A 12,794-nucleotide genomic window follows, 5' to 3' on the forward strand; every position below is an offset into this window, starting at 1 on the left:
ACTATACCGTAAATAAAACAGCACACCACCGGCGATGCAGGTTATATCAGCAATGCATTAAATTCAGGATAAAGTTTCACGTCGCGCGCTTTTCGGGCGAAAAGCTGCTACAACGCTCGCTTCCGTCTCCACATACGGCCCCTCAAGCAACTGTACACAATAAGGTACACTTGCGAATACACCATGTACCAGCACCTTACCGTCCGCGTCTTTGACCCCTTCGAGGGTCTCCTGAATCGCTTTCGGCTGGCCGGGCAGGTTGAGGATCAGCGCCTGCTTGCGGATGACGCCAACCTGCCGGGAGAGGATAGCCGTCGGCACAAAGTGTAGGCTAACCTGGCGCATTTGCTCGCCGAAACCGGGCATGACGCGATCGGCAATCGCTAAAGTTGCGTCCGGCGTCACATCACGGCGCGCCGGGCCGGTGCCGCCGGTGGTCAACACCAGATGACAGCCCATCTCGTCAACCAGCTCGCACAGCGTTTGTTCAATGATGGGCTGTTCATCAGGGATCAGGCGAGTCTGCAGTTCAAAGGGCGTTGTCAGCGCACGCGCCAGCCACTCTTCCAACGCAGGAATACCTTTGTCCTGGTAAACGCCGCTGGAGGCGCGGTCAGAAATAGAAACTAAGCCGATGCGTAATTTATTCATATTCATTCCGTTCAAATAGTGCAATTAAGCGGAATGATACACGCTGGAGAGAATTACAGACAGGATTCAAAAGAAGTAGCGTGACCGGTAGCCCGGTCACGCTGGGATGATTACAGCAGGTCGCCGATCATTTTTTCCAGTTTTTCCTGGTCGATGGCAAACTTACGGATACCTTCCGCCAGTTTGTCTACCGCCATCGGATCCTGGTTGTGCTGCCACAGGAACTGGGATTCAGTAATGCGTTCCGGACGCGCTTTCACTTCGCCGCTGAACGCCAGTTTACGTTCGACAGCGCCTTCGCTTTCCGCCAGCTCTTTCAGCAGCGCAGGGGCGATGGTCAGACGGTCGCAACCGGCCAGCTCAAGGATTTCGCCAACGTTACGGAAGCTTGCGCCCATCACGACGGTTTCATAGCCGTGCTGCTTGTAGTACTCGTAGATTTCGCTAACGGAAACCACGCCCGGATCTTCTGCCGGCGCGTACTCTTTCTTATCCGTGTTCGCTTTGTACCAGTCGAGGATACGGCCAACGAACGGAGAAATCAGGAAGACGCCCGCTTCGGCGCAAGCGCGAGCCTGAGCGAAGGAGAACAGCAGGGTCAGGTTACAGTTGATGCCTTCTTTTTCCAGCTGCTCGGCGGCGCGGATGCCCTGCCAGGTGGAAGCCAGTTTGATCAGGATACGATCGTTGCCGATACCGGCATCGTTATACAGTTTGATCAGGCGTTTCGCTTTCGCGATAGAGGCGTCGGTGTCGTAGGACAGACGGGCATCAACTTCGGTAGAAATACGGCCCGGGATCAGTTTAAGGATTTCGAGACCGATGTTCACCGCCAGTTTGTCGGAAGCATCGATAATCTGCTGCGCGCGATCGCTGCTCTGGCCGCGAGCCCAGGCAACAGCGTCGTCAATCAGCTTACGGTACTCAGGGATCTGAGCCGCGCCGAGGATCAAAGAAGGGTTGGTGGTGGCATCCTGAGGCTGATACAGCTTCATTGCCGCGATATCTCCGGTGTCAGCTACGACAGTGGTGTACTGACGCAGAGAAGTCAATTTATCCGTCATGATAGTGTTTCTCTTAAACAGCAGTTAAGGGGATGTAACCGGTCTGCCAAGATGATAACACGCCATAGGGTCAGCGCAACCGCCGACAATGCAAGAGCGCAGAGTGTGATAAACTCGACATATTAATTATCTGAATGCTAAAGGATTGTCACCGGAGTGGTAGCGCTTACACCGCGCGCCGGCATGGACAAGAGGACGTTTAATGCCTGATTTTCTCTCGTTTATCAATGAAATACTCTGGGGCTCGGTAATGATTTACCTGTTACTGGGCGCCGGCATTTGGTTCACCTGGCGAACGGAGTTTATTCAGTTCCGTTATATTCGCCAGTTTGGCAAAAGTCTTAAAAAAAGCCTTCGCCCGCAGCCCGGCGGATTAACGTCTTTTCAGGCGCTGTGCACCAGCCTGGCGGCTCGCGTCGGCAGCGGTAATCTGGCGGGCGTGGCGTTAGCGATTGCCGCCGGCGGCCCAGGCGCCGTGTTCTGGATGTGGGTCTCCGCACTACTCGGCATGGCCAGTAGCTTCGCCGAATGTTCGCTTGCCCAACTGTACAAAGAGCGCGATGGCGAAGGCCAGTTTCGCGGCGGCCCGGCGTGGTATATGGCCCGCGGCCTCGAGATGCGCTGGATGGGCGTGGTCTTCTCAATTCTGCTTCTGCTGGCCTATGGGGTGATTTTTAATACCGTGCAGGCCAACTCGGTGGCGCACGCCATGGCCTATGCCTTCGATTTGCCGATGGTCGCCGTCGGCGCCGCGCTTGCTGCCGCAACACTGTTGATTATCGTCCGCGGTCTACGCGGCGTGGCGCGATTGATGCAGTGGTTTGTGCCGCTTATGGCTCTGATATGGGTGGGCGCCAGTCTGTTGATTGGCCTCTGGCACTTCGCCGCCCTGCCGGCGGTTTTTGAAACCATCTTCCGCTGCGCTTTTGGCTGGCAGGAAGCGGCGGCGGGCGCGGTGGGTTATACCATCAGCCAGGCGCTTACCGGCGGTTTCCAGCGCGGGATGTTTTCCAACGAAGCAGGCATGGGCTCAACGCCAAATGCTGCCGCTGCCGCTGCATCATGGCCTCCGCATCCCGCGGCGCAGGGCATCGTACAGATGATTGGCGTCTTTATTGATACCATTGTTATCTGTACCGCCAGCGCGGTCATTATCATGCTGGCGCCGCGCGAAAACCGCGACAGTGCGGTCAGCGGTATTCAAACCATGCAGCACGCGATGGGCGATCTTATTGGCAGTTGGGGACCGGGATTGGTGGCTGCCGTGCTACTGTTCTTCGCTTTCAGTTCGATTGTTGCCAATTATATTTATGCCGAAAACAATCTGATCTTCCTGCGTCTCAATAAGCCGCTACATATCTGGACGCTCCGGGTTATCACCGTGTTGATGGTACTGACAGGCACCCTGGTGAGTCTTCCGGTGGTCTGGCAACTGGCGGATATTATTATGGCGCTAATGGCGATCACCAACTTAACGGCGATTTTGCTGCTGTCGCCAACGGTTCGGATCCTCGCCAGCGATTATCTGCGCCAGCGCAAACTCGGCGTGCAACCGGTCTTCGACCCCGCTCGCTATCCGGAAATTCAGCAACATCTGGCGCCCGGCGCCTGGGATGAGATACCGCGTGAATAGCGCGGTAATCGCAGCAATCGATCCCACCGTACTCTTTTTTTGTTAAAATTCGTCGAAATTCCCTGCAAGGACTGGATATGCTGATTCTGATTTCACCTGCTAAAACGCTCGATTATCAAAGCCCGCTGGCAACGACGCGCTATACCCAGCCCGAACTGCTGGAGCATTCTCAACAGCTTATCGGTATCGCCCGTAAGCTGACGGCGCCGCAAATCGGTAAGCTGATGAGCATCAGCGATAAGCTGGCCGATCTCAACGCCACCCGTTTTCACGACTGGCATCCGGACTTTACCCCGCAGAATGCCCGTCAGGCGATACTGGCGTTCAAAGGCGACGTTTATACCGGTCTGCAGGCCGAAACCTTTAGCGAAGCGGATTTCGATTTTGCCCAGCAGCATCTGCGCATGCTTTCCGGCCTTTACGGCGTATTACGCCCGTTGGATCTGATGCAGCCCTACCGTCTGGAGATGGGTATTAAGCTGGAAAATCCGCAGGGCAAAGATTTGTATCATTTCTGGGGCGATATCATCACCGATAAGCTCAATCAGGCGCTGCAGGCCCAGGGCGACGATATCGTCATCAACCTGGCGTCCGATGAGTATTTTAAATCGGTCAAACCGAAAAAATTGCGGGGCCAATTGATTAAGCCGGTGTTCCTCGATGAGAAAAACGGCAAATTCAAGGTGATCAGCTTCTATGCCAAAAAAGCGCGCGGTCTGATGAGCCGCTACATCATTGAAAACCGTTTAACCAGGCCGGAGCAGCTGCAGGCGTTTAATAGCGAAGGCTATTTCTTTGATGGGGAAGCATCGGAGAAAGGCGAACTGGTGTTTAAGCGCCACGAGCAGTAAAAACGACGACACCCCTGTCCGGTAAGCGACAGGGGTGTTTTCAGTCTTAATTAGCCCATCATCAGCTTACGCAGCGCGGCGAAATCAGCCGGCAGATTATGCGACAGCAGCGGCAGGTCGGCGCGGTCAGCCAGTTCTTTCGGCAGCGGCAGCGTCTCCTGCAGAATCTCTTCTACGCTCTCTTTGAATTTCGCCGGATGCGCGGTACCGAGGAATAACCCGTACTCGCCCGGTTGCAATTGGTCGCGCAGCGCGCGATAAGCAATCGCCGCATGCGGTTCAGAGGTGTAGCCGATGGATTTCAGTTCACGCATGGTTGCTTTGGTGGTTTCATCATCAACCGCGGCGTATCCCAGCTCATTAAGACGCCAGATTTTGCGGCGGAACAGCTCTTCCACGCGCGGCCAGTTGTTCGGTTGGCTGACGTCCATGGCGTTAGACAGGGTCGCCTGCGTCGCCTTCGGCGCCCAGTTGCCATCCTGCAGGAAGCGCGGCACGGTATCGTTGGCGTTGGTAGCGGCAATAAAACGCTTAATCGGCAGCCCCAGCGATTTCGCCAGCAGGCCGGCGGTGAGATCGCCGAAGTTGCCGCTTGGCACCGACACCACCAGCTGGTTACGGGCCTCCTGCGGCAGCTGCGCGACCGCCTCGAAGTAGTAGCAGATCTGCGCCAGCAGACGACTGATATTAATAGAGTTGGCGGAGTTGAGACCAAGCGCGACCTTCAGTTCTTCATCGTCAAACGCCTGCTTAACCAGCGCCTGACAGGCGTCGAAATCACCGTCAATCGCCACGGTTTCGATGTTGCCGCCCAGGGTGCAGAACAGCTTCTCCTGCAGCGGGCTAATCTTACCGCGCGGATAGAGGATAACTACTTTGACGTTCGGCAGGCCGTAGAAGGCATGCGCCACGGCCGCGCCGGTGTCGCCGGAGGTCGCGGTCAGGATCGTCACCGGCTTATCGCCTGCGATATGCGTCAGCATCTGGGCCATAAAACGGCCGCCAAAATCTTTAAACGCCAGGGTCGGGCCGTGGAACAGCTCCAGGCAGCCGACATCATCCTGTACTTGAGTGACCGGCGCCGGGAAGGCGAACGCCGAAGCTACGCGGGCCTGCAGTTCATTCTGCGGGATCTCATCGCCAATAAAGGCCGACAGGATTTTCGCGCTGCGGGTCACGAAATCCTGCTCCAGCATTTCATCGATTTCGGTCAGATTGAATTCCGGCAAATCGTGCGGAAAGAACAGCCCCTGTTGTTTGCCAAGCCCTTGCGTCACGGCCTGCGCAAAGCTGACCTGTTCGTTATGATCTTTTAAGTTATACAGTTTCATCACTTATCCCACTACTCGAGCGCCCGCCGTGTCCAGCCGGCAAATATGAACGAAGCCTTCCTGATTTTGCAGATAATGCGCGGCCAGCCAGTCGGCGACGCGCTGCGCGGTGTCCGGTTTATCGCACAACGCGAACAGCGTCGGGCCGGAGCCGGAAATACCACAAGCCTGCGCGCCGATTTCCATCGCCGCCTGACGCGCTTCGCTGAAGCCCGGCAGCAGTTTGGTGCGGTACGGTTCGGCAATAACATCTTTCATTAACTTTGCCGCCAACTGCGGCTGACGGCTATAGCAGGCGTGAATAAAACCTGCCAGATGGCGACCATGGGCGATGCAATCCTGACGGCGATACTGTGCCGGAAGAATCGCGCGCGCTTCGGCGGTAGAGACCTTAATGCCCGGATAGGCCAGCACCCACAACCATTCATCAAAACCCGGGATCTGCTGGCTGATGATGCCTTGCTCTTCAATCATCAACTGCATACCGCCAAGATAGCACGGCGCCACGTTATCATAGTGAACGCTGCCGGAGATGCGCCCTTCCATCTCGCCCATCAATGCCAGCATCCGGTTTTCATTCAGCGGCTTGCCGCAGTGTTCGTTCATCGCCACCAGCGCGGCGACCACCGAACAGGCGCTGGAGCCAAGGCCCGAGCCAATCGGCATATTCTTTTCCAGGGTCATCGCCACCGGAACCGTTTTACCGATCTCGCGGCAAAAGGCTTCCCAGCATTGATAGACGATATTTTCCTGCGGCGCCGACGGTAATTTGCCGGCGAAGCGGCCTACGTTACGCAGGCTAAACTCCGCCGCCGCCTCTACCGAGACGTTATCACCCAGCAACGTGCCGTCGACCGGCGTCACCGCGGCCCCCAGCACATCAAACCCGACGCTCATATTGGCACTGGAAGCCGGGGCGTATACTTTGACCATCTTAAACTCCTAACTTCCATGACAGGGTACGCAGCAGGTCGGCGAACACGCCAGCCGCGGTTACATCGTTACCCGCGCCATAGCCGCGCAGCACCAGCGGCAGCGGCTGATAATAGTGGCTGTAAAACGCCAGCGCGTTCTCGCCGTTCTTCACCTTATACAGCGGATCGTTACCGTCCACTTCGGCGATCTTCACCCGGCAGACGCCATCTTCTTCAATATTGCCGACGTAACGTAAGACTTTACCCTCGTCGCGCGCTTTAGCAACCCGCGCGGCGAATTGATCGTCAAGCGTCGGCAGGCTCGCCATAAAGCTTTCGACATCGCCGCTGGCATCAAAATAGGCAGGCAGCGCAGGCTCAACGATAATATCCGAGAGCTCCAGCTCGCGCCCGGTTTCGCGGGCAAGGATCAGCAGCTTGCGCGCCACATCCACGCCGGAAAGATCGTCGCGCGGATCCGGTTCGGTATAGCCCATCTCACGCGCCAGTTTAGTGGCTTCGGAGAGGCTCATACCCTCATCCAGCTTACCAAAAATGAATGAAAGCGAACCAGACAGGATCCCGGAGAAGTGCAGCAGTTCATCGCCGGCATTCAGCAGGTTCTGCAGGTTTTCAATGACCGGAAGACCCGCGCCGACGTTGGTGTCGTAGAGGAATTTGCGCCGCGAGCTGCTGGCGGCGTGGCGTAACTGGTGATAGTAATCCAGTGAAGAGGTGTTGGCCTTTTTATTCGGCGTCACCACGTGGAAACCTTCACGCAGGAAGTCAGCGTACTGGTCGGCTACCGCCTGGCTGGAGGTACAGTCAACGATAACCGGGTTCAGCAGGTGATACTCCTTCACCAGGCGGATTAAACGGCCCAGATTAAAGGGTTCTTTCGCTTCCGCGAGTTCGCCACGCCAGTTTTCCAGATTCAAACCATGGACGTTGGTCAGCAGCGCCTGCGAATTGGCGACGCCGCATACGCGCAGATCGATATGCTTGCCCTTCAACCAGCTCTGCTGGCGTTTAATCTGTTCGATTAACGCGCCGCCGACGCCGCCGACGCCAATCACGAAGACTTCAATAACCTGGTCAGTGTTAAACAGCATCTGATGCGTGACGCGCACGCCAGTGGTCGCATCGTCATTGCTGACGACCACCGAAATTGAGCGCTCGGAAGAGCCCTGGGCAATCGCCACGATATTAATATTGGCGCGCGCCAGCGCGGCGAAGAATTTCGCCGAGATACCGCGCAGCGTACGCATCCCATCACCTACGACGGAAATGATTGCCAGGCGCTCCATGATTGACAGCGGCTCCAGCAGACCTTCTTTCAATTCGAGATAAAATTCATCTTCCATCACCCGCTTCGCGCGAGCGCAGTCGCTTTGCGGCACGCAGAAGCTGATGCTGTATTCCGAAGAGGATTGGGTAATCAGCACCACAGAGATACCGGCGCGGGACATGGTGGCAAAGACGCGCGCCGCCATGCCAACCATGCCCTTCATTCCTGGCCCGGAAACGTTGAACATCGCCATATTGTTGAGATTCGAGATCCCTTTTACCGGCAGGCCGTCTTCATCAAGGCTGGCGCCGATAAGCGTTCCCGGCGCCTGCGGATTACCGGTATTTTTAATCAGGCATGGGATCTGGAACTGGGCGATGGGCGCGATGGTGCGCGGGTGCAGCACCTTAGCGCCAAAATAGGAAAGCTCCATCGCTTCCTGATAAGACATGGATTTCAACAGGCGCGCATCCGGTACCTGACGCGGATCGCAGGTATAAACGCCATCGACATCGGTCCAGATTTCGCAGCAGTCGGCACGCATACAGGCGGCCAGCACGGCTGCGGAATAGTCAGAGCCATTACGCCCCAGCACCACCAGTTCACCCTTTTCATTGCCGGCGGTAAAACCGGCCATCAGCACCATGTGGTCTGCCGGGATTTGGCTGGCGGCGATACGGCGAGTGGATTCAGTAATATCGACAGTGGATTCAAGGTAGTGGCCGACGGCCAGCAGTTTTTCGACCGGGTTAATCACGCTGACTTTATGACCGCGCGCTTCCAGTAGCGCCGCCATAATAGCGATAGAGAGCTTTTCACCGCGACAGATCAACGAGGCGTTAACACCGTCCGGGCACTGCCCCAGCAGGCTGATACCGTGCAGGACGTGTTTAATCTGCGCAAACTCTTGATCAACGAAGGTTTTCAGCTGTGCGAGCGGGAAGCCCGGCTGCATGTCGGCCAGCCCCTGCAGCAGGTCAGCAAAGATACGTTCGGCGTCGGCGATATTGGTCAGAGCGTCCTGGCCGCTGATAGTTTTTTCAATCATCGCGACCAGATGGTTAGTAATTTTCGCCGGGGCAGACAGCACGGTCGCAACCTGCCCCTGCCTGGCATTGCTCTCCAGAATATCGGCAACTCGCAGAAAGCGTTCTGCATTTGCCACTGATGTACCGCCGAACTTCAACACTCGCATGGTTCTTACCCCTTGATCTCTTGTCAAAAAAAAAGCCCGCACTGTTCAGGTGCGGGCTTTTTTCTGTTGTTTCCTGTACGCGTCAGCCCGCACCGTTACCTGTGGTAATGGTGGTGGTGATAATGGTGGTAATCATGCCGATGCGATTCATGGATGTTGTGTACTCTGTATTTTTATCTGTCTTGTGTCCTGCCTATATTGGTTAAAGTATCTGCCTGCTTAAGTCAACGAATTTCTAAATTGGCGACTTTTCAACCAACATCATCATTCCGCCACAGCGCCCCGATATTTCCGCCGCATTACCAGCCTGTTGCTATTGCAATCAGTACATAAAACTATAAAAAAAACTTATTACGGCATTTTATTCCGATAGACTTTTTTCAATATCATGCAACAAACGATGCAGCATGGCGGTGTCGCGCTGCTGTAACAGGCCGATTCGCTGTTGTAGCCAGTCGGCCAGTTTCATGTCGTCATCGACCCCCAACCGTCCAAGTAGTGAAAGCGCCCGCTGACGAAGCGCCTGCAGTTGTTTTTCGTCGGTTTCAGGCTGCTGAACCGCAGTCTGCTGCTGCAGTGAGCTCAGCTGATAGCAATACACCATCACCGATTGCCCAAGATTCAAGGAGGGATAATCGGCGACCATCGGCACGCCGGTAAGCACATCGGCCAGCGCCAGTTCATCATTAGTTAATCCGGAATCTTCACGGCCAAAGACCAGCGCCGTATGTTTCATCCATTGTGCTTTTTCTTCCAGCAGCGGTAGCAACTGCTGCGGCGTGGCGTAGTAGTGAAAACGCGCGCGACTGCGGGCGGTAGTGGCGACGGTAAAGTCGACATCGTGCAGGGCCTGCTCAAGCGTCGGGTAGGTTTTTATATTATCTAAAATATCTCCCGAACCATGCGCCACCCAGCGCGCGGCGGGCTGCTGATGCGCTTCGCTATCGACAATCCGCAATTCGCTGAATCCCATGGTTTTCATCGCTCGCGCCGCCGCGCCCACGTTCTCCGCCCTGGCGGGCGCCACCAAAATAATTGATAAACGCATTGTGCTTCTCTTTATCCTCTTACGCGGCGCGACTCTGCGGTCTCCCCCATTTTACGCGGCGAAAATTTACAAATCTGCAACAAAAATCACTAAAAATGGGCTTTCTTACTCTTAAAAAAAACTAAACTGTTCACATTGGACACCAATACGGAGTATGTTAACAGAACGCATTTATCCATATGTTTGGCAATGATATTTCAGTTTTCATTTGCCCACAGGCTTTGGATTCACTGCATTTATTAATTCATAGTTGCAACTAATTGAGCTGTGTAAGAAATGTGACGATAAGTCGCAAATCGATGCAATGATTTCACAAGACTGTTAACGTGCTACAATTGAACTTGATATATGTCAACGAAGCGTAGTTTTATTGGGTGTTCGGCCTCTCTTAGCCTGTTATGTTGCTGTTAAAATGGTTAGGATGACAGCCGTTTTTGACACCGTCGGGTCCAGAGGGAAAGTACCCACGACCAAGCTAATGATGTTGTTGACGTTGATGGAAAGTGCATCAAGAACGCAATTACGTACTTTAGTCATGTTACGCCGGACATGTTAATTTGTGGCATGTACCAGGCAGGTCAGGGACTTTGGTACTTCCTGTTTCGATTTAGTTGGCAATTTAGGTAGCAAACATGCAGACCCCGCACATTCTTATCGTTGAAGACGAGTTGGTAACACGCAACACGTTAAAAAGTATTTTCGAAGCAGAAGGTTATGATGTATTCGAAGCGACCGATGGCGCGGAAATGCATCAGATCCTGTCTGAAAATGATATCAACCTGGTGATCATGGATATCAACCTGCCAGGTAAAAATGGTCTTCTGCTCGCGCGTGAACTGCGTGAGCAGGCTGACGTCGCGCTGATGTTCCTTACCGGCCGCGACAACGAAGTTGATAAAATTCTTGGCCTCGAAATCGGCGCCGATGACTATATCACTAAACCGTTTAACCCGCGTGAACTGACTATCCGCGCGCGCAACCTGCTCTCCCGTACCATGAACCTCGGTACCGTGAGCGAAGAGCGTCGCAGCGTTGAGAGCTACAAGTTCAACGGTTGGGAATTGGATATCAACAGCCGTTCGTTGGTGAGCCCAAACGGCGAGCAGTATAAGCTGCCGCGCAGTGAATTCCGCGCGATGCTGCACTTCTGCGAAAACCCGGGCAAAATCCAGTCACGCGCAGAGCTGCTGAAGAAAATGACCGGTCGCGAGCTTAAGCCGCATGACCGTACCGTGGACGTGACCATTCGTCGCATTCGTAAGCATTTCGAATCCACGCCGGATACCCCGGAAATCATCGCCACTATTCACGGTGAAGGTTACCGCTTCTGTGGCGATCTGCAGGAATAACTTCGGTTATGCCGCAGCTATAATGCAAAAACAGCGCCTTCTGGCGCTGTTTTTTTATCTCTCTTTTACTTCCAGATACGTAACGTGTCGTCATCCTTACTTTGCGGTTTTTGCGGATTGCTTTGCGGTAGTGACAAGGCGTACCAGTCCACGCGGCGGGTCAGGAACATCAACGCGCACAGCGCCAACAGTAGAACCCCGGTACCGAGCAGCAACGCGCTATCCTCCGAACGCAACAGTAACCACATCACGCCATCCAGCAGCAGTAGCGCTGCAACAAATAACAGACTATTACGCCACCCTTTCAGTACCGCCTGTAAATAAACGCCGTTTATCACCGCGCCAATCAGGCTGGCAACGACCCAGGCAGGCGTAAACCCAACATGTTCCGAGAGCGCCAGCAACACCAGGTAGAACATCACCAGCGATAACCCCACCAGCAGATACTGCATTGGATGCAGACGGCGATGCGTCAGGCTCTCGAAAACGAAGAAGGCCATAAAAGTTAGCGCGATTAACAGGATGGCGTATTTAGTCGCCCGGTCGGTGAGCTGATATTGATCGGCCTGCGACATCACGTCCACGCTGAAGGCGGGTAAACGCGGCCATTCAATATCGGTATCATCGTTGAAATAGCTGCCCATATTGTTGGCGAACCAGCTGCTTTGCCAGTGCGCGCTATAACCCGAGGCGCTCACTTCGCGCTTTGTAGGCAGGAAGTTGCCCAGGAATCCCGGATGCGGCCAGTTACTGGTTAGCCGCAGCTCGCTGTTGCGGCCCAACGGTACGACAGAGAAGTCGCCGGTACCATTAAGATCGAGGGTAAAAGCAATCTCCAGCGGTTTGTTGTCTGCGGTTAATACCGGCATCGGCATATGAATGCCCATACCGCCGCCGTTCAATCCCAGCCCCGGTTCAACGACCAGTGCCGTACCGTTAATGACCGGCGCGTTGATGGCGCCGATGCCGCGGGCATCGCTCACGCTGAGAACTAAAAACGGCTTTCCTAACGTGGTATTCGCTTTTTTCAGCTCCGTCAGCCGCGTAGGATCATACTGCGCCTTAATTTGCAGGGTGTTATGCCAGACCTGCCCACTGTAAATGCCGACTTTTCTCGACTCCACATTTTGCGCGCCGCTGACCGCCAGCGATTCCGGTAGCCAGTAGTAGATCCAGCGACGCTGATATTCGACCTCTTTTTGGTTCTCCATTCGGGTCAGCGTCTCGGTTACCGGGATGGCGATCAGCGGCCCGGCCAGCTTTTGTGAACCGCTGGTGCTGTGCTCTATCGCATCCACAACATCGCTACGATAGTCCGCCCGCTCGACAATAAGCGCTCTGACCATCATCAGCGGCACGGACAACAGCAAAATACAGCCCAACAACGTACTAATTTTCCAGAACAACGGTGATTTCATCATAGCCTTCTCCCAATCGTGATGGGCTCACTGTAAGGGGGCTATGTGCAGT

At 54.8% G+C, this 12,794-nt stretch carries 12 protein-coding genes and 1 other annotated feature; of the genes, 3 read left to right on the top strand and 9 right to left on the bottom strand.

What is annotated here, in order from left to right:
- Positions 1 to 63: 63 nt before the first annotated feature.
- Both mog and tal read right to left on the bottom strand, forming a co-directional pair.
- Positions 64 to 651 carry a molybdopterin adenylyltransferase gene (gene mog, locus AC2CGP_RS21515; protein WP_015368355.1) on the bottom strand — a complete coding sequence of 196 codons (588 nt, stop codon included), beginning with the start codon at positions 649 to 651 and terminating at the stop codon, positions 64 to 66.
- 110 nt (positions 652 to 761) lie between these two features.
- Positions 762 to 1,715 carry a transaldolase gene (tal, locus tag AC2CGP_RS21520; protein WP_015368356.1) on the bottom strand — a complete coding sequence of 318 codons (954 nt, stop codon included), beginning with the start codon at positions 1,713 to 1,715 and terminating at the stop codon, positions 762 to 764.
- 202 nt (positions 1,716 to 1,917) lie between these two features.
- Here tal and AC2CGP_RS21525 point away from each other — a divergent pair, with 202 nt between their 5' ends.
- On the top strand, positions 1,918 to 3,348 hold the full coding sequence (locus AC2CGP_RS21525) for an alanine/glycine:cation symporter family protein (protein WP_015704336.1): 1,431 nt from the start codon (positions 1,918 to 1,920) through the stop codon (positions 3,346 to 3,348).
- Between the two features lie 77 nt (positions 3,349 to 3,425).
- Positions 3,426 to 4,199, top strand: coding sequence for a peroxide stress protein YaaA (yaaA, locus tag AC2CGP_RS21530; protein WP_047036859.1), 774 nt, complete (start codon positions 3,426 to 3,428; stop codon positions 4,197 to 4,199).
- A gap of 50 nt (positions 4,200 to 4,249) precedes the next feature.
- Here the strand turns inward: yaaA and thrC are convergent, their stop codons facing one another.
- From thrC to yjjY, 6 genes are all read right to left on the bottom strand, one after another.
- Complete coding sequence (thrC, locus tag AC2CGP_RS21535; RefSeq protein WP_015368359.1) at positions 4,250 to 5,530, bottom strand: threonine synthase; 1,281 nt, start codon at positions 5,528 to 5,530, stop codon at positions 4,250 to 4,252.
- A 3-nt stretch (positions 5,531 to 5,533) separates the two neighbouring features.
- Entirely contained in the window at positions 5,534 to 6,463 is a 930-nt protein-coding gene (gene thrB, locus AC2CGP_RS21540) for a homoserine kinase (protein ID WP_020079659.1), read from the bottom strand.
- A gap of 1 nt (position 6,464) precedes the next feature.
- On the bottom strand, positions 6,465 to 8,927 hold the full coding sequence (gene thrA / locus AC2CGP_RS21545; RefSeq protein ID WP_047036855.1) for a bifunctional aspartate kinase/homoserine dehydrogenase I: 2,463 nt from the start codon (positions 8,925 to 8,927) through the stop codon (positions 6,465 to 6,467).
- 25 nt (positions 8,928 to 8,952) lie between these two features.
- Positions 8,953 to 9,071 (bottom strand) — a sequence feature (Thr leader region).
- The gene (gene thrL, locus AC2CGP_RS21550) at positions 9,010 to 9,078 is read right to left on the bottom strand and encodes a thr operon leader peptide (protein WP_004222578.1); all 69 of its coding nucleotides are present in this window, start codon (positions 9,076 to 9,078) and stop codon (positions 9,010 to 9,012) included. (Overlaps the previous feature by 62 nt.)
- A 210-nt stretch (positions 9,079 to 9,288) precedes the next feature.
- Positions 9,289 to 9,975, bottom strand: coding sequence for a tRNA/rRNA methyltransferase (locus tag AC2CGP_RS21555; protein WP_047036853.1), 687 nt, complete (start codon positions 9,973 to 9,975; stop codon positions 9,289 to 9,291).
- 396 nt (positions 9,976 to 10,371) lie between these two features.
- Positions 10,372 to 10,512, bottom strand: coding sequence for a YjjY family protein (yjjY, locus tag AC2CGP_RS21560; RefSeq protein WP_001541509.1), 141 nt, complete (start codon positions 10,510 to 10,512; stop codon positions 10,372 to 10,374).
- A 95-nt stretch (positions 10,513 to 10,607) separates the two neighbouring features.
- On the opposite strand from yjjY, the gene arcA reads away from it, so the two are divergent.
- Complete coding sequence (arcA, locus tag AC2CGP_RS21565; protein ID WP_002887843.1) at positions 10,608 to 11,324, top strand: two-component system response regulator ArcA; 717 nt, start codon at positions 10,608 to 10,610, stop codon at positions 11,322 to 11,324.
- 65 nt (positions 11,325 to 11,389) lie between these two features.
- Here the strand turns inward: arcA and creD are convergent, their stop codons facing one another.
- Positions 11,390 to 12,745 carry a cell envelope integrity protein CreD gene (creD, locus tag AC2CGP_RS21570; RefSeq protein ID WP_045388799.1) on the bottom strand — a complete coding sequence of 452 codons (1,356 nt, stop codon included), beginning with the start codon at positions 12,743 to 12,745 and terminating at the stop codon, positions 11,390 to 11,392.
- Positions 12,746 to 12,794: the final 49 nt, after the last annotated feature.

This window comes from Klebsiella sp. SYXHC3 (assembly GCF_057196925.1).